Consider the following 17,581-nt stretch of genomic DNA (forward strand, 5'->3'; position numbering starts at 1 on the left):
AAGTGGGGGGAAGAACCCCCCACTGATTGAAGTTTCACTTTATTGTTGTATTAAAGTGTTCATTAATCTTTTGACAAGTTTCGAGAAGGGCAGTTGCTAGCCTTTCCTCATTACCATAAAAACGAGTTGCTGGGAGTGGTATAGAGACAGCACTTAGATTTTTCATACTATCAACAACAACTGCGCCTACCGCACAAATTCCATGAATGTGCTCTTCTTTGGTAAAAGCAACACCTTCTTTACGAACTACTTCTAACTCTTTTAACAGTTCATCCCGATTCGTCATCGTTTTATCTGTGTACTTTGTTAATTGATTGGGTAGGAGCTTTTCAACCTCGGTTGTAGGTAGTGAGGCGAGTATAGCCTTTCCATTTGCCGTGCAATGTAATGGAAAAGATGCTCCGGGTTGTGAAGTCGCTTGTAGTGGATGTGAAGCGATAATTTGATCTACAAAAAGTACCTTTCCGTTATCTAAAACTGAGAGGTCGACGGTTTCATTTACTTCATTTGATAGTTGAATTAAAAATGGCCTAATTTCTTCTCTAAGGTCACTATGGACAGCAGCAGCAAGCATTGCAATCTCAGGACCAAGACGGATACCGCCGTAAGCAGAGGCTTGTGCGACAAAATTTTCATGTTCTAGAGTTTGAACAATTCTTTGCACTGTTGATCGTGCTAATCCCACTTCTTTTGCAATCTGAGATAGGCTTAATCCTTTTGGATGATCCCTAAGAGTCCTCAGTATGTTAGCCGCCCGAGAAATAACTTGAACGTTAGATGTCTTATTTTGATCTTGTTTATCGTTACTCAAACGTATGTACTCCTTCCATCTTATCTCCCCATTCAATTATATCTGAAATTTTGATCTTTCATATAGAATTTCTGTCATTGATCAAATATGTAGAAGTTAGCTTTCAAGTTTTTTGTATGAAGGACATGGGGACATGGCTTCGCAACTTACTCATAAGCCCGTCTCTTAGCAGGTATACTGATTTTACTTTAGAAAGCATCCACAGTTCCGGCTCCAAAACGCCACCATTTACCACATGTAGCTTGTTACATGTGGTAAATGGTGGCGTTTTGTATCATAACTGATGATTGTATGAAGAAAAACAATCTGATTGACAAAGGTGTTATACATTCATTATACTCAAGTTAACCAAATAACGATACAAGTGTACCACATAGTGGTTCGTAATTCATTTAGTTTGTTGCATACTAGTGATTTGTTAACGAAATTTTTTAAATATTTAAGAATTAGAGGTGGATAGATATGGGTTTGGTAAAAGTCGGCGTAATTGGAGTAGGGAATATAGGCAGCTCACATGTTCAATTACTGGATAAAGGACAAATCGAAGGGGCAACATTAACAGCCATTTGTAGTCGTAATGAAAGTCGAATTGAATGGGTGAAAAATAATACACAAGGAGATGTGCAAATTTTCCGGGATGAAGAGACCTTTTTTAGTGAATCAGGAATTGATGCCGTTCTAATTGCGACGCCCCATTACAGTCATCCAGACCTAGCAAAAACAGCCTTTACGAATGGGATACATGTCCTCATTGAGAAACCAGCAGGGGTTTATACAAAAAATGTGTTGGAAATGAATGGAGCAGCTAAAGCTAGTGGTAAAGTATTTGGTATCATGTATAACCAAAGGGCGAATCCCCTTTATCAAAAGTTACGGGATCTTATTCGTTCAGGAGAACTTGGTGAGATTAAACGAACCAATTTGATTGTGACGGATATTTACCGTTCACAAAGTTATTATGATTCAAGTAAATGGAGAGCCACATGGAAAGGTGAAGGTGGAGGTGTTCTATTAAATCAGGCACTTCACCAATTAGATATTTGGCAGTGGACGACAGGGGATATGCCCAAACGGATTCGTGCAGTGTCTAGTGTAGGAAAGTACCATGATATTGAGGTTGAAGATGATGTAACAGCATATGTCGAATATGATAATGGGGCGACGGGTGTATTTATTACTTCAACAGGAGAAGTTCCGGGAACGAATCGCTTTGAGATCATTGGAGATCGCGGGAAAATCGTTGTTGAAAATGAAGAACTTACCTTCTACCAATTACCACAATCAGAACGTGAATTTAATAAGACCTACAAAGGTGGTTTCGGTCATCCAGAATGGAAGGAAATTGATGTTTCTGTAAAAAGTGAAAATGCAAATCATGTAAGGATTATTCAAAACTGGATTGATTCGATTCGTAAAGGTTCACCTTTACTTGCACCAGGTGAAGACGGGGTAAAGGCATTAGAAATTGCCAATGCCATGTACTTATCTTCTTGGTTAAATGAAACAGTAGAATTACCTGTCGACCCCAACTATTATTTTGAAAAATTACAAGAGAAAATTAGTACTTCTACATTCGAGAAAAAGAATGTAACAAACGCAACATTAGATGTAAAGGGGACTCATTAATATTTTTAACTAGTGGTTTGTTAGAATCGGAAACGAGGCTTTTGTAAATACAAAATAATCAGTTTAGAAAAATATTGGACAATATACTTTATTGTTTTGGAAATAGGAGGAATAGAGGTGAATACATCGAAATTATGGACAAAAGATTTTATCATCATGTCCGTATCCACTTTTTTTGGGAGTTTGACCTTTTATTTATTAATAACGACTTTAACTGTTTATGCGATTGAAGAATTTAACGCTTCACAAAGCATGGCGGGTCTTGCGTCTAGTATATTTGTCGTGGGTGCACTAGTTTCACGTATTTTTGTTGGAAAATATATTGAGATTGTTGGACGTAAAAAGATGCTTTATGGCGGATTATTTTTATTTTTGATTATGATGTTGTTATATTTTATTGTAGAAAACATGAACGTATTATTATTTATTCGTTTTATTCATGGAGCAGCGTTTGGGGTGTTTACCACAGTTATAGCAACCGTTATCATGGATATTATTCCGAATGAACGTCGTGGAGAAGGAATAAGCTATTTTTCATTAAGTATAACCCTTGCAATGGCGGTTGGCCCCTTCTTAGGTCTTTATATCAGTGAACAAGGAAGTTTTACGATAATATTTGTAGCTTGTACACTTTTCTCTCTCATAAGTACTATTATCTTATTATTTGTGCATATCCCTGAAGGAAACATCACAAAAGAACAGCTTGATGCGATGAAAGGTTTTAAGTTGAAAGATTTTTTCGAAATAAAGGCTGTTCCTATCGCTATCATTATGGCAATTATGGGTTTTGCTTACTCAGGTATCCTGTCATTTATGACTTCTTATGCAAAAGAAATTAATTTAATGGAGGCTGCAAGTTTCTTCTTTCTTGTATATGCTGTTTTCATCTTGATTTCAAGACCATTTACTGGACGGCTATTAGATAAAAGAGGGGATAACATTGTGATGTATCCAGCGTTACTATTATTTGTGATCGGATTAGTTACTCTTAGTCAAGCCAACCAAGGATTCATTCTCCTTTTAGCAGGAGCGCTAATTGGACTTGGATTTGGAACGATGACTTCTTGCTGTCAAGCTATTGCCATAAAGGAATCACCGCGGCACCGAGTGGGGCTTGCAACCTCGACCTTTTACGTGTTTATAGATTCAGGAGTAGGAATTGGCCCTTTTCTATTAGGGTTTATCATTCCAGTCGTTGGTTTTCGTGGCGTGTATTTAACCTTGGCAGTGGTCGTATTTGCGAGTATTTTTTTGTATTATGTACTCCATGGAAAAAGGAAACTTACAGAAAACAAGATCCTACAAGCGAGCTAGTATTTACGGGGATTTGAGGACAGTGACTTATAAAAAAACAATCTGGCCCCTTTCTTAAATAAGAAGGGTGTCATTATATATAACAATCTAACTATTAAAAGTATTGCCTTATAGAGTGGACTTGTATTGTTTGGATGACCATTAACTGGCTTTTACAAGTAGAGACATGGGGATTTATAGAAAATATAGAATGAAGATACATACGATATGGGGTGGGATTGAATATGATTAAAGGGATTAATCACGTAGGATTAAAAGTAGTAGATATGGAACGTTCATTGGATTTTTATTGTAATAAACTTGGTTTTAAGAAAGCGTTTAAATTGAATCAGCCAAATGGTGAACCGTGGATTGAATACGTGAAAGTTGCTGAAGGGTGCTTTATTGAATTATTTTACCATGGTAACAAAAGCGTTAAAGAAAGAGAAAATCATATTTGTTTTGAAGTTGAAGATATCCACGGAACAGCGGAAAATTTAAAGAAAAAAGGAGTAACACTAGCAGTAGACATTACTCAAGGGATGAGTTTAAACTACCAGTTCTGGGTAGTAGATCCCGATGGGAATTGGATTGAGTTTATGGAGATGCATCCAGATTCATTACATATGAGAAGTTGATGAAGAAGAAAAGGAACTTAATATAATACGACAATTATAAAGAGAGAGGGAGTTAATAAAGTGATTAGAGTTGTTTCTGACCACTCCCAGGGCTAAAGCTGATGGGGTTCTTTCTCACAAACATCCCACTTACTATCTTCCATAAGAAGTGGGCTTTTTCATTAGGGGGAATTCTGTAAAATGATTTTCATAATCAGTTGTTTCTATTTATAAAAGAAGGGGGACTATTATCGTGAAATTTGAAAAAGTTCGTTGGGGCATTATTGGATGCGGTGATGTGACGGAAGTGAAAAGTGGACCAGCATTCCAAAAAAGTAAAAATTCAGAGTTGGTTGCCGTTATGCGGAGAACCGGTGAACTAGCAAAAGACTATGCGCAAAGACATAATGTTCCGAAATGGTATGATGATGCCGACGCACTTATTAACGATCCAGATGTCGATGCTGTCTATATTGCAACACCACCTAGTTCACATAAAGAATATACAATTAAAGTTGCAAAGGCTGGAAAACCTGTTTATGTAGAAAAGCCAATGGCACTCAATTTTGCTGAATGCAATGAAATGGTAGCTGCTTGCAAGGAGGCTCGCGTTCCTTTATATGTTGCTTACTACCGTAGGGCGCTGCCTCGATTTGTAAAAATAAAAGAGTTGCTAGAAAATAAAGCGATCGGAGACGTTCGTTTCGTATCAATAACACAGTATCAAAAAGCTTCAGAAGATGTGTTGGACTCACAAAATCTCCCGTGGAGGGTTCAACCTGAATTGTCCGGAGGAGGACTGTTTTTTGATTTAGCCAGTCATACGCTCGATTTATTAGATTTTTTACTGGGACCTATTAAAGATGTTCAAGGTTTTACTTCAAATCAAGCAGGCTATTATAGTGCGGAAGATATCGTTACAAGTACCTATCGATTTGAATCTGGAATTCATGGTGTAGGAAATTGGTGTTTTTCTGCTTTTGAAGATGTGGATGTGAATGAAATCGTCGGCAGTAAAGGGAAAATTACCTTTTCCACCTTCGGAAATGATCCCATCGTTTTGACTACTATTAGCGGAACAGAGCAGTGGAATTTTGAAGCGCCACAGCACGTTCATCAACCCCTTGTAGAAACGATTGTAGCTGACTTAACAGGGGATAGCGGTCAGTGCCCAAGTACTGGAGTGACCGGTGCGAGAACAAACTGGGTCATGGGTGAAATAAGCTAGGTAGAGAATTTTTTGATTAGGGATGGGAAAAGGAAGGTAAGATCTGAAAAAGAAGGAAGCTAACATTAAAGTTAATGATTTCTCAAAAAGATTGGGTGCTTAAATGGCATCCAATCTTTTTTGGAAAAAGCTATCAAAAACCATCAAATAATATTCATTAATATCCTTAGCATACAATATTTAAAGATTAAACTTCTATCCGGACTGGCGAACAAGATGATCGGCAAGTCTTATAGCCAAAGCAGTACCGGAAAGAGTTGGACCAGCTGCTGTCAGGGTAGGGAGAACACTATTATCTGCTACATACAAACCTTGAACCCCATGTATTTGACCGTGACGATTTGTCGCTGAAGTTGCGGGATCATCCCCCATTCTGCAAGTACTAGCTTCATGCATATCTGAGCCAGGCGGTCGTAGAACTAAAGTAGACTCATCAAGAGTCACTCCCATTGCTGTGGCGGATTGCCTAATTCCTTGCTCAACTAGGCTGGCTGTCTGACGGTCTTGATTACTTAAAGAATATTGAACTTGTTGTAAGGGTACACCGAATTCATCCTTTGCGGACGGATCAATGTACACTCTGTTCTCAGCACGGGGTTCAACTCTTCCAAAGGAAGCATAGACAACCATGAGCTGATCTTTAAGTGCCTTATCTTCAAATTGCTGATATGAAAAATATTGATCAGGCCCAAGAATCTGAATTTGATAAGGAGACTCTTTCGTCTCAAATTTCAAAACAGCTAGGTTGCCAAGTTTATCAGAGAACTCCCATCTACTGATGGTTCCGATGGCAATGATGGACACATGGCCTGTTAAATAACGGCCGATAGCAGGCCCCTGGATCCCAGAATTAAGCAATAGACGTGGAGTCTCTAAAGTACTCGCAGATACTACCACATTTTTTGCTCGAATTGTGTGAGCCTTCTTGTCTTCAGAAAAAACCTCGACACCAGAAACTCTCCCATTCCCTGTCAATACTCTTGAGACATAAGCATTTACTGCGAGATCATATGGCCGGTCAAACTTGGCAGCGGCCAGAGCATTGATCGAACTATACCAAGGATTTGAATGAACTTCTCCTTGCCGGGAAGGTGTCATATCAAAAGCAAGTGGCATATCATCTGCTTCCAAAATACCACCTGCATGGAGTTGTTTTAACATCCTATTTTGCATCGATGAACCTTTAGCAAAATCCGTTGTGACATGCAATAATTTCTCAGCCATCCCATAATACACATTCAATTCCCCAGGATGGATCGGCCATTTATTAAGCTCAGATCGAATAGGTCTCGGAGTAGCTGCATTCCAAAACAAAGACCTCCCCCCAAGCGCGTATATCATTCTGGCTCCTGAAAATTGGGGTAAACGATCTTCGAAAATCGTTGAATTGTCTGGAAGGAGCTCGTCTCGGGCTGTATTTACATTCTGTGTGGGAATGTTAAGGGCGTGAGAATGAAATAACTTATCTCCCTTTTCTACTATTCCGATCTTTTTAGCCCCTTGATTTTTCCAAAGTTCACAGAGCCTCTGTAAAGTTGCTCCCCCACCAGGACCGCTTCCCACAATAAGGACGTCGTAATTTGTCTTTGACATTTCTTCAAGTGACTTTGTAGGAATCCAATTATTTTTATATTTCACCACCATAGCCATCACTCCCTTTAGAAACATTTCTTTTAAAGGTATGCTCGACTGTTTATCAATATGAAATGTAAAAAAAACAAGAAATAGTTAAAAACTATTCCTTGTTTTACTCTCTCTTTAATCTTCAATAGGAAACCATCCAGGTGTGTTCACAATCACTTGCCAAAGAGGATCTGGCACGATAAGACGAGATTGAGCATCTTTTTTTAGTTTTGTCTCAATTTCAGACTCTCTTCCTTGCTTAACTTTCTCAACCCAATCAGGGTCGATGATGAGTCCTCGACCGATTGCAATCATTGAAACACCACTTTGGATAGCTTTTAAAGCATCTTCTGCTGTGTAGATTGATCCTACACCAATCACAGGAACTCTTTTTCCAACTCTCTCCTGAATAATTTCAAGGCGAGATCGGGAATCTTCAACACCCCGTCGTGGAGATGACCAGAACTCCCCTAAGGAGACATGGAGGTAATCAAGCTCTTTACTAGCCAAAACATCCACTAATGCAAGAGTGTCTGCCATTGTAATTCCTGGTGTTTCAGGTTCCTCTGGTGAGAATCTATATCCAACGAGAAATGGTTCTTTCGCATGTTTGGCAACTACCTTTTTCACTTCATCTACAACAGCAATTGGAAATGTTAATCTTTTTTCAAAACTGCCGCCGTACTGATCTTCACGTCGGTTGGAATGTGGTGAAAAGAACTGCTGAATTAAATATCCATTAGCTCCATGTAATTCAACCCCATCAAATCCAGCTTCGATCGCTCTCCGGGTAGACTCGCCAAAATCACGAATAATGGATTGAATTTCTATCTCAGTCAAAGCGCGAGGAATTTGATCTGACACTACGCCTTGTTCTGCCGGAACAGCACTAGCGCTTACAATTTCTCCATCTGGAACTAAATCTGGCGGACACATCCGACCACCATGGAAAATTTGCAGGACTGCTTTTGCTCCTTGTTCTTTAATAGCAGAAGCTAGTCTGCGTAAACTTGGAATCAAGTCATCACGATCGCTTCCAAATTCACCCTGAAATCCTTTTCCGTTAGCTGTGACATATGCACAAGCTGTGACAACCATTCCGACTCCATTTGAACGGCGACTATAATACGCTATTTCCTCATCTGAGACTGTACCGTCTTGATTTGAAGAAAAATTGGTCATCGGTGCCATAATGATACGATTATCTAATAGAATTCCACTTCGCAAGGTAATTGGTTGGAATAGTGTTTCATATTTTGGATTCATAATTCTCGACCTCCGTATATTAGTGAACCTCTTTATTATACTTTTACGATATAAAAGATACAGTAAATATGCTTAAGTATTATTCAGTAAATTATTCATGGGAAAAGAGAGAACCAGGTTACTCCACAAGGACGCATTTCTATAATTGTGAAGTATTACACAAAATAAAACCCGCTTTTATTTTGTGCTACAGAATGAAATATAACGTATCATCACCCTAAATTTGTAGAGTTAACTTTGCAGAAGCTTTGTATAATCCTGCAATAATATACTATATGCTATTTAATTTAAGATGTATCATTCTATGAAGATACCTCGAAAGGAGTTACCCTCATGGATATTACATCATTATTATTTTACAGTTTTATTGTTACATTTACACCAGGACCTACTAACCTCGTCATATTATCGACAGTGCATAATTTTGGGCCAAAAAAGGCAGTGGAATATACGTATGGAGCAACGATTGCTTTTGGTTCATTACTTGGTATTTCTGCTATGTTGAATACGGTGCTTATAACGGTCATACCAAAAATTTTAATTGGTATGCAGATTATCGGAACCATTTATATGTTATATCTCGCCTATCAAATTTACAAAATGGATACATCAGCACCAACTGACAACAAAGCTGGCACTTTTATCTCAGGCTTTCTTATGCAGTTTTTAAATCCAAAGGTAGTACTATTTACGCTGACTGTCATTCCTAGCTTTGTTTTGCCTTATTATACCGACATATCAGCTGTGACAATAAGTGTTATAGTTATAACGATCATTGGATTTTTAGCATTTATTACATGGGTTCTTTTCGGTGCAATCTTCAAGCAGTTTTTACAGAAGTATAAAAGAACAGTTAATGTAATAATGGCATTATGTTTAGTTTATGCTACAATCATGATCTGGATGTAGGGTAGCATTTAAGAGGTGAATTAAGTGGAGAAATTTATCTATAAAAAGTCGGCAGATATTACTGCGTTGTCAGCGAGTATTACTGATTTTTCATATAAAAAGCACTCTCACAAGGAGTATGCAATAGGTGTAACATTGCGTGGTATTCAACATTATAACTTGGATGGCAGTTTACAATTATCCTATCAAAATGGTGTTATGCTTTTTAATCCAGAACAGGCACATGACGGAATGGCACATGATGAGGCAGGCCTTGATTATGTGATGCTATATATTGAGCCACAATTGTTTTTAGAGGCTACTCGGAAAAAGGATATCGTACGTTTTTCAACCCCTATTGTGTATGATTATAGACTTGAACAAAGAATATTAAGTCTTTCTCATGCAATATTAAGCGAAAAAGATGAGGCTTTTTGCAGTGAATTATTCTTATCCCTTACAGATAGCCTTATTCAAACGAATCTTTCTACAGGCCTTAAGAAAGATAACGTTCTAATTGGAAAAGCAAAGGATATGCTTCATGCCAACTTAGAAAATGTACTTAAACTTGACAAGATATGTAAAGAACTTGATTTATCAAAATTTCAGTTTATCAGGTTATTCAAGGCTCAGACTGGAATTACACCATACCAATACTTTCTTAACTGCAAGATAGAACGTGCCAAGCAGTTAATAGAAAGAAATAGAGATATTTATTCTGCCGTAGCTGAATGTGGTTTTGTTGATTTAACCCATTTAAATAAACACTTTAAAAGCGTATATGGAACAACAGCATTTGAATATATGTCACATTTAAATTAAGAGGGGAATAAAATTGTCTTTAAAAGTAGGCGATATTATTAGATGTTTGCCAAAAAGAGTCCCACTGCTTTAGCTGTGGGATTGGTCAATCTTAAAATGAGTATGTTTCGCCGTCATCTGGCACTAAAACATTAGAGGAGATTCCTTTTTCGTTAACAAAGCTTTTTAATTCTACTCTGGATAATGTCCAATGATTGACAGCTTCCATATGGCTAGCAATAATTTTTGCGTATGGGGCAGCCTTATGCACTTCATGGACATCATCTTTCCCCATTACTAGAGAACCGCCTTCTAGGAATTGATTATCTCCAGCGTTTACAACAATGATTTCTGGTTTGTGTGTTTCGATTACTTGTTGAATCGCTTCATACCAAACCGTATCTCCAGCTACATATAAAGTTTTTTCATTTGGGTGTTTGAAGACAACGCCACACACTAGACCAGCAACTTTCAGTATTTCTCCTCTTCCATGCTCACCTTTTGTTTTAGTCAATTGGATACCCTTAAAAACTGTATCTTCATGTAAAACTTCTACATTTTGAAAACCAGCGTTTCGAATTTCAGTAGCATCTTCTTCATTTTGTACAAACATTTTTATATCTTTTGACAATACATCTATGGCAACATCATCCCAATGGTCTAAATGTAGATGCGTTACAATGACAGCATCTACATGATTAATGATATTATCAATTGATGTTGGTAAGCTAACTAAAGGATTATTTTGATCTTGTCTTAATGAATTGGGGAAAGGCGGGTAAGTGCCCTTATCTGCTAAAAATGGATCAATTAAAAACTTTTTCCCTGCATATTCGACAACTAGTGTAGCATTTCGAATTTGTTCTATATTCATATTTATAACTCCTTTTTTTGATTTACGTATAGTTTATACTATGACTAACTAGCAGATACATAGATAAAATCAAGTCTTTTTGCTGTTTGACTTGATAAATGAAAGGATTTGAATAAATGTTAGATAGCACGGATATGCGTATCTTAGACGAACTATCCAAGAACAGTCGGATCACTATGAAAGAATTGGGGGAGAGAGTCCATTTGACTGGGCAAGCTGCTTCAGCAAGAGTTGCGAAATTAGAGGATAATGGGATTATTGAGGGATATACAATTAAAGTGAATCAAGTTAAATTAGGGTGTTTTATACATGCTTTTATTACGATCATTACACAAAGTATGTATCATCAACCTTATCTCTCATTTATAAAAATACAAGAACAATACATAATAAATAACTATAAAATCAGTGGGGATGGTTGTTACCTTCTCGAATGCAAATTTCCATCTAATGAATTATTAGACCAATTTTTAGAGGACTTAAACGAGCATGCAAACTATAAATTATCGATTGTTATTAAGAAATAGCGCAGTAATAAAACTGACGAATGCTTGATCTGGGGTTTGATAATCCGGGATTTTCCGCAGCAACTCATTCATCCATGTTTCCACATCATTCAAAGTGAGGAGAACATAGTATCAACATACATGAAGTGGATTCCTGCATAACACTCATGCGCTTAGACGGTAGTTTTGCTGACAAATGGTAGTTTGTTATAGGATAATGGTGATGTATTTGATGGGGAAAATATTAGGGGGGAACTCCAAAAAGAAGGAAGTGCTAAACGATGAATTTAGAAATGGTTATGCAGGAGCTTGAAGCCCTTGGCAAGGAACGAACTAAAAAAATGTACATATCCAATGGTGCGCATGAGCCGCTTTTTGGCGTGGCAACAGGTGCAATGAAGCCAATAGCTAAGAAAATAAAAATCAATCAAACATTAGCTGAAGAGCTTTATGCCACAGGGAACTACGACGCAATGTACTTTGCAGGCATTATTGCAGATCCAAAAGCAATGACAGAGTCGGATTTTGATCGTTGGATGGATTTGGCCTATTTTTATATGCTGTCCGATTATGTGGTAGCAGTAACTTTAGCGGAAGCAGATATTGCACAAGAAGTTGCTGATAAATGGATCGCAAGCGGTAAAGAGCTGAGAATGTCAGCGGGCTGGAGTTGTTACTGTTGGCTTTTAGGGAATCGCTCAGACGTTGAATTTTCCGAGAGCAAGATTGCCAACATGATTGAAATTGTGAAAAATACGATTCACGATTCGCCAGAACGAACGAAATCTGCTATGAATAATTTTCTATACACTGTTGGGATATCATATTTGCCGCTCCATGAAAAGGCGGTCGAAACTGCAAAGGTAGTAGGTCCAGTAGAAGTCAAACGGGACAAGAAAAAAAGTAGTTTCCCACATGCTTACGAAAGTATTCAAAAGGAAGTAGATAAAGGGAAGCTTGGTTTCAAACGCAAATATGTAAGATGTTAAACAGTAGACTCTCATCAGGAACAATATTTAAATATCGAGGGCGTTGATCCAAGATGGATGGATGCCCTTTTTTTGTTGTAGTTATTTAACAATAGGAGCAGATTCGTGTAACAAGTTATTAATGGAATAGTTTAAAGGTATAGAATGTCAGCCCAGAGATATTTTAGAATACAAAAGTAATGAAGACAATCAAGAATAATAGACAACAAATTTCTTCAAAAAATGCAGAGTTCCATGTTAAAGTGAAATAAATGAAAGGTGTTCACAATTCATCTTTGTGAACGCCTATTTTTTATCAAAGATACAGATTCTTTTTGAAAAATATTACAATTATTCAGAAAATTATATTATACTATAATAGACCCGAAAAAATGATAGCGATTACAACTTGGCGAGAGGAGACTTTTTATGTCTATTTCCAAAAGTGCATTACAGGATCCATACACAAACGAAACACATCAACAAATGGTAGGAAAGAACCCTGCTCAAAAAGCAAAAAAACCAAGTGAAATTTTGCTAATTACGGTTTTAATGTTTGGTTATTCCTTGCTTTACATGGACAAAAATATGATTTCGACAGCGATTATCCCTATTGCAGAGCAGTACAATTTCACAACAAGTCAGACAGGATTAATAATGAGTTTGTTTTTCTTAGGCTACTCCTTAATGCAAATTCCAGGTGGATGGTTAGCAGATAAAATTGGCTATAAAAAGGTATTAATTATATCTCTTTCACTGATTACTGTATTTACATTTGCATTTGGTTTTGTAGGAAGTCTTCTTTTATTTATTTTGATTCGTTTCGCAGCAGGTGTTGGACATGCAGGCTATCCATCAAGTACGTCAAAAAGTATTGCAGTGAATTTCTCGAAAGATAGGCGGACTTTTATCCAATCTCTAATATTATCTACAAGCGGAATTGGAGGAATCCTAGCTTTCCTATTTGGAGCAAGACTAATAGATTTGGACTGGCACTATGCTTATTATGTATTAGGTACATTATTTTTCATTTCGTTAATATTGGTTATTTTCTTTGTGCCTAACGGTACTACAATAGAGAAAAGGAAGGTTGAACCAAAACAAACTAGTTTTAAATCAGTCATTTTGAATCGAAATGTAATCACTCTATTTATGGTTATGGTTTTAGTCAATCTGGCTTTTTACGGAAATATGTCTTGGCTGCCATCTTTCTTAAAAGCAAAATTCGCATTATCGATAAGTACAGTTGGAACGATCCTGGCTATCAACGCAGTTGGGGGAACAATCGCTTCCTTATTAGCAGGCATTTTATTGACAAAATTTTTTGTTGATAAAGAAAAAGTATTATTTTTAAGTAGTTCGATCCTATCAGCTGCAGCGTTTGCAGGTTTGGTGCTTTCTGATTCATTGGCAGTATCTATTGGCTTGTTATATGTACTTACATTTTTATTAACCATTATCTTTGTTGGGGTATTCTCTTGGCCACACAAAATCCTGCCTGAAAAAGTAATTGGTTCATCCGTTGGGATTATCAATACGGGTTCGACACTTGGTGGCTTTGTTGCCCCAATGACTTTTGGCGCTTTAATTACTCTATTTGGCGGATCTTTCTCAATCGTGTTTATTAGTTTGTCAGTAGTGATGGTTATCGCCGGGTTTATTGTTCTTGCGGTTAAAACAAAATAACGGGAGGATCGATCCATTATAAAAAAAGAAAAGTGGAAATGGATATTCTAGTACTGAAAAAAGTGAAAAATATAGGTACATAAACACGCTTTTTATTTGCTCTCGTATCAAGATTTATAGAGTTCATTCAATCAAACTTTATTTCAAAGCTACATGTACAGCTTCAAGTGTGGGACAGCATTTGTTCCATTCTAAAGAACGTAGAAAGAAATAGTATGAATAAACTATAAAAAATAAGAAGACCAGAGATATTACTCCATCAAAAATGAACATTTTAATGGAATAACATCTCTGGTCTTTTATAAAACTCCTTTAATTGCGATTATAAACTCATATAAGAAGTATCCCGCAAAACCTATTAAAATAAATCCAGCGATGATGGATACCCATTTTATCATCGTTCGATTCATAATTTTTCTTGTTATCGTAACGATTAATAGGAGACCAATATCATGGACTAGGATACCAGCTAATAAACCTGCCCCAACGATTAAAAATTTTGTCGGTTGTATAGACTCATAGGAATCGGCAAGTACAGCTCCAAAAACGGAAATCCAAAACACGAGATTTCCTGGTGAAATGGCTACTAGTAGTCCATTACGATATGAGCTAAAAAATGATTGATTCGGTCTATCACCAGTTAATGTAATATCCTGATCCGAGTTTTTGATAGAGTCATAACCTAAAAATGCTAAGAAACAGGCCCCAATTAGCCACATAGGTATTTGAATGAAAGGGGTAGAAAGTATAGATGCCAATCCTAAATATAAGGAAATAATTAATAAGAGATCGACCGTCATTCCACCTAATCCTACAGCCCAACCATGTAAAAAACCCTTTTTTAGACCTTGCTTCGTCATTTCAACAGTCATTGCTCCTACAGGCATGGCAATTGCCAGACCAGCTAGAAGATACGTAAAAAATAAACTCAAAAAGAACACATCTTTCAAATTTGATTCCTTCATACGTCCGTTTATATACATAATATTAGCATAAAAATACAAATGAAACATAAATAATTATGCAAAAATAAGTAATTTTATTCAATCTCATGTACACATACAATGCTTGACCCTATTCTATTTGTATACGGGATATGAAACTAGGCTCTAGACTCGTTGATTGTTTTCCTAATACCTTTACTCATAAACGACTTTTTAAAATCTACCTTTGCAGTTAAGACACCGAATAAAACAAGAGCTGCCCCTAAATAACCCCTTGCTGGGAGTACTTCTTCTACGAAAATAAAAGCAAGGAATGCGGCAAAAATGGGTTCTAATGAAAAGATAAGCCCCGTGTGTGTGGGTGTCGTATATTTTTGGGCTGCAGTTTGACCGATAAATCCAATGGCGCTACATAGTATGCTTAATGCCAAAATCGAAAACCATGATGTAGAAGTGCTAGGAAGATGTGGCTGTTCCCACCATAAAGAAAATAGTAGCCCCCATGCTCCGGTAAAGCCAAGTTGGAAAACTCCAAGAGTAATGGAATCCACATTCTTCGTCAATTTATCTGTAGCAATAATGTGGATGGCATAAAAAAGGGCACCTAAAATGATGAGGAAATCTCCAGAACTAATTTGGAAATCATGATTTAACGTTAACAGAGCAATTCCTACTATCGAGAAGACTACGCCAAAAGCAATTCTTTTTTCAGGTTTTTTTCTAAAAAAGAGGGCTAATAATAACGGGACAAATACGACTGTAAGACTAAATAAAAAGCCTGCATTGGAAATGGAGGTGGATGTTAATCCGATCGTGACAACAGAAATTGCCAAAAATAAGATGGACCCTAATATAAATCCAGATTTAATCGTTTGAAAATCAAGATGCATGAAGCGTTTGTAAAAAACGACCCCAGCTAAAATAAAGGCGATACCAAAGCGTAAGGCTATCAAGTTAAATTCCTGGATAGAATCAAGCCCCATCTTCATAAATAAATAGGATGAACCCCAAAACATCGTAACCATAATCATCATAAAATCTGCTTTCAATTGAGTGTTCATACCAATCCTTTTTAATTTCTCTAACTTTTTAATCCCATTCATTTTTCATCACCTAACCTATCACAAATTGATCCCGGTTTAACAGGCTGTAATACCCCCACCTCAATTTTTGTGAGAGAATCAAGAAATTAATAGGTGGGGGATAAACAGCCTATAAATCCCCGATTGGTTCAACTAACCATCAGTGGAAAAAAACCACTGATGGAAGTTTCACTTTATTAATTTTTAGTATAATTGTAAAATTCAAATAAGAAAAATGAATGTTTTTAAGTGATTAGATGAAAAAAATTCATGTAAATGGAGTGATGAAATTGTCGCTTGCGAAGTTTGAGATATTTAATACCGTTGTAGAATTAGGGAGCCTTACTAAAGCGGGAGAAACACTCGGTCTAACTCAATCCGCTGTTAGTCATGCCATTGCTAGCCTTGAATCAGAATGGGGATTTTCTATCCTTACTAGAGGGCGTGCAGGTGTTAATTTGACTAGTAACGGAGAGCATGTCTTACGATACATACGTGAAATTCTAAAATGGAATGAAGAAATGGTTCAAGAAATAGCTAATATTAATGGTCTAGAAATTGGTGTAGTACGTATTGGCACATTTTCAAGTGTTTCGGCCCAATGGCTGCCTGAAATCTTGGGGAATTTTAGTGAGTTGTATCCTTCCATCGAAATTAAGCTGCTAGAAGGGGATTATGATGACATTGAGTATTGGATATCGAATGGAATTGTTGATTTTGGTTTTGTCTCGATCCCGACCTCCTATGCTTTTGAAGTGATTTCCTTAAAAAAAGATCCAATGCTTTGTATCCTCTCTGATGATCATCCCCTTGCTCACCAAAGTGAGATAAGCTTTGAAAAAATCCAAGAGGAGCAGCTAATTATGTCGAAGAAAGGGAGCGATAATGACTTAAGGCGGATCTTAGCAGAAAACAATGTAACACCTAAAATTAAATTTGAACTTGCCGATGATCAAGCCATATTTTCAATGGTTCAACATGGGATGGGAATCAGTATCCTCCCTGAAATGGCTTTATATCGAATTCCCAATAATGTTCGCATCCTTAACTTAGAACAAGAGAATTATCGCACAATTGGTATCGCTGCTACATCTTTTAAAACCCTTGCTCCAGCCACGAAAAAGTTCATTGAATATCTGAAATCATGGGCAAGTGATCCTACACACTTTCATTCGATATGACATACCACAAGTTTTATTGAAGGAATTGTAGCGTTCAAAATATAAATCGCAAAAATGAAAGCAAAAGCTAAATTAGGTCAAAATATCATCCTGTGAAACGACAAGAGTTAATTATTAAGCAGCTTGAAAACACTTTGAAGGAAGAAAAAAATAAGTAGCCTCGCTCATGAAAGGGGAATTTTCAAAA

At 36.9% G+C, this 17,581-nt stretch carries 16 protein-coding genes; 10 read left to right on the forward strand and 6 right to left on the reverse strand.

All coding sequences use genetic code 11. The features are described 5' to 3' along the window. Positions 1-34 precede the first annotated feature (34 nt). The gene (locus ACIQZI_RS01280; protein WP_403068384.1) at positions 35-811 is read right to left on the reverse strand and encodes an IclR family transcriptional regulator; all 777 of its coding nucleotides are present in this window, start codon (positions 809-811) and stop codon (positions 35-37) included. Positions 812-1,273: 462 nt separating this feature from the next. On the opposite strand from ACIQZI_RS01280, the gene ACIQZI_RS01285 reads away from it, so the two are divergent. The 4 genes from ACIQZI_RS01285 to ACIQZI_RS01300 all read left to right on the forward strand — a co-directional run bounded on the left by ACIQZI_RS01285 (position 1,274) and on the right by ACIQZI_RS01300 (position 5,575). Further along, entirely contained in the window at positions 1,274-2,437 is a 1,164-nt protein-coding gene (locus ACIQZI_RS01285) for a Gfo/Idh/MocA family protein (protein WP_403068387.1), read from the forward strand. Positions 2,438-2,554: 117 nt separating this feature from the next. Beyond that, complete coding sequence (locus ACIQZI_RS01290) at positions 2,555-3,751, forward strand: MFS transporter (RefSeq protein WP_403068390.1); 1,197 nt, start codon at positions 2,555-2,557, stop codon at positions 3,749-3,751. Between the two features lie 224 nt (positions 3,752-3,975). Beyond that, on the forward strand, positions 3,976-4,368 hold the full coding sequence (locus ACIQZI_RS01295; RefSeq protein ID WP_403068393.1) for a VOC family protein: 393 nt from the start codon (positions 3,976-3,978) through the stop codon (positions 4,366-4,368). Between the two features lie 232 nt (positions 4,369-4,600). Next, complete coding sequence (locus ACIQZI_RS01300) at positions 4,601-5,575, forward strand: Gfo/Idh/MocA family protein (RefSeq protein WP_403068396.1); 975 nt, start codon at positions 4,601-4,603, stop codon at positions 5,573-5,575. Between the two features lie 195 nt (positions 5,576-5,770). Here ACIQZI_RS01300 and ACIQZI_RS01305 read toward each other — a convergent pair whose 3' ends face one another. Next, positions 5,771-7,219: a GMC oxidoreductase gene (locus ACIQZI_RS01305; protein ID WP_403068399.1), complete on the reverse strand. Its 1,449-nt coding sequence runs from the start codon at positions 7,217-7,219 to the stop codon at positions 5,771-5,773. Between the two features lie 114 nt (positions 7,220-7,333). Then, positions 7,334-8,464, reverse strand: a complete 1,131-nt coding sequence (locus tag ACIQZI_RS01310; protein WP_403068402.1) for an NADH-dependent flavin oxidoreductase — start codon at positions 8,462-8,464, stop codon at positions 7,334-7,336. 333 nt (positions 8,465-8,797) lie between these two features. Between ACIQZI_RS01310 and ACIQZI_RS01315 the strand changes: the two genes are divergently transcribed. After that, complete coding sequence (locus ACIQZI_RS01315) at positions 8,798-9,373, forward strand: LysE family translocator (RefSeq protein WP_403068406.1); 576 nt, start codon at positions 8,798-8,800, stop codon at positions 9,371-9,373. A gap of 24 nt (positions 9,374-9,397) precedes the next feature. Then, positions 9,398-10,174 carry an AraC family transcriptional regulator gene (locus ACIQZI_RS01320; RefSeq protein ID WP_403068409.1) on the forward strand — a complete coding sequence of 259 codons (777 nt, stop codon included), beginning with the start codon at positions 9,398-9,400 and terminating at the stop codon, positions 10,172-10,174. Between the two features lie 91 nt (positions 10,175-10,265). On the opposite strand, the gene ACIQZI_RS01325 is transcribed toward ACIQZI_RS01320, so the two are convergent. Next, a complete protein-coding gene (locus tag ACIQZI_RS01325) occupies positions 10,266-11,027 on the reverse strand; it encodes an MBL fold metallo-hydrolase (RefSeq protein WP_403068412.1) in 762 nt (253 codons plus the stop codon). A 116-nt stretch (positions 11,028-11,143) separates the two neighbouring features. On the opposite strand from ACIQZI_RS01325, the gene ACIQZI_RS01330 reads away from it, so the two are divergent. From ACIQZI_RS01330 to ACIQZI_RS01340, 3 genes are all read left to right on the forward strand, one after another. Beyond that, positions 11,144-11,554 carry an Lrp/AsnC family transcriptional regulator gene (locus tag ACIQZI_RS01330; protein WP_062176170.1) on the forward strand — a complete coding sequence of 137 codons (411 nt, stop codon included), beginning with the start codon at positions 11,144-11,146 and terminating at the stop codon, positions 11,552-11,554. Positions 11,555-11,814: 260 nt separating this feature from the next. After that, positions 11,815-12,522 carry a DNA alkylation repair protein gene (locus ACIQZI_RS01335; protein WP_403068416.1) on the forward strand — a complete coding sequence of 236 codons (708 nt, stop codon included), beginning with the start codon at positions 11,815-11,817 and terminating at the stop codon, positions 12,520-12,522. A 408-nt stretch (positions 12,523-12,930) separates the two neighbouring features. Beyond that, positions 12,931-14,187, forward strand: coding sequence for an MFS transporter (locus ACIQZI_RS01340; RefSeq protein WP_403068419.1), 1,257 nt, complete (start codon positions 12,931-12,933; stop codon positions 14,185-14,187). Between the two features lie 299 nt (positions 14,188-14,486). On the opposite strand, the gene ACIQZI_RS01345 is transcribed toward ACIQZI_RS01340, so the two are convergent. Both ACIQZI_RS01345 and ACIQZI_RS01350 read right to left on the reverse strand, forming a co-directional pair. Then, positions 14,487-15,119 (reverse strand): LysE family translocator, encoded by a 633-nt coding sequence (locus tag ACIQZI_RS01345; protein WP_403071953.1) that lies wholly within the window; start codon positions 15,117-15,119, stop codon positions 14,487-14,489. A gap of 170 nt (positions 15,120-15,289) precedes the next feature. Next, the gene (locus ACIQZI_RS01350; protein WP_403071956.1) at positions 15,290-16,192 is read right to left on the reverse strand and encodes a DMT family transporter; all 903 of its coding nucleotides are present in this window, start codon (positions 16,190-16,192) and stop codon (positions 15,290-15,292) included. Positions 16,193-16,503: 311 nt separating this feature from the next. On the opposite strand from ACIQZI_RS01350, the gene ACIQZI_RS01355 reads away from it, so the two are divergent. After that, the gene (locus ACIQZI_RS01355) at positions 16,504-17,394 is read left to right on the forward strand and encodes a LysR family transcriptional regulator (RefSeq protein WP_062182951.1); all 891 of its coding nucleotides are present in this window, start codon (positions 16,504-16,506) and stop codon (positions 17,392-17,394) included. Positions 17,395-17,581 lie beyond the last annotated feature (187 nt).

This window comes from Peribacillus sp. NPDC096379, from assembly GCF_044762875.1.
In the GTDB taxonomy this organism is placed as follows: Bacteria; Bacillota; Bacilli; order Bacillales; family DSM-1321; genus Peribacillus.

Coding starts and splice junctions, on each gene's coding strand:
- ACIQZI_RS01335 (WP_403068416.1), top strand. CDS start 11,815: ATGAATTTAGAAATGGTTATGCAGGAGCTTGAAGCCCTTGGCAAGGAA.
- ACIQZI_RS01350 (WP_403071956.1), bottom strand. CDS start 16,192: ATGAACACTCAATTGAAAGCAGATTTTATGATGATTATGGTTACGATG.
- ACIQZI_RS01340 (WP_403068419.1), top strand. CDS start 12,931: ATGTCTATTTCCAAAAGTGCATTACAGGATCCATACACAAACGAAACA.
- ACIQZI_RS01330 (WP_062176170.1), top strand. CDS start 11,144: ATGTTAGATAGCACGGATATGCGTATCTTAGACGAACTATCCAAGAAC.
- ACIQZI_RS01285 (WP_403068387.1), top strand. CDS start 1,274: ATGGGTTTGGTAAAAGTCGGCGTAATTGGAGTAGGGAATATAGGCAGC.
- ACIQZI_RS01310 (WP_403068402.1), bottom strand. CDS start 8,464: ATGAATCCAAAATATGAAACACTATTCCAACCAATTACCTTGCGAAGT.
- ACIQZI_RS01315 (WP_403068406.1), top strand. CDS start 8,798: ATGGATATTACATCATTATTATTTTACAGTTTTATTGTTACATTTACA.
- ACIQZI_RS01295 (WP_403068393.1), top strand. CDS start 3,976: ATGATTAAAGGGATTAATCACGTAGGATTAAAAGTAGTAGATATGGAA.
- ACIQZI_RS01325 (WP_403068412.1), bottom strand. CDS start 11,027: ATGAATATAGAACAAATTCGAAATGCTACACTAGTTGTCGAATATGCA.
- ACIQZI_RS01305 (WP_403068399.1), bottom strand. CDS start 7,219: ATGGTGGTGAAATATAAAAATAATTGGATTCCTACAAAGTCACTTGAA.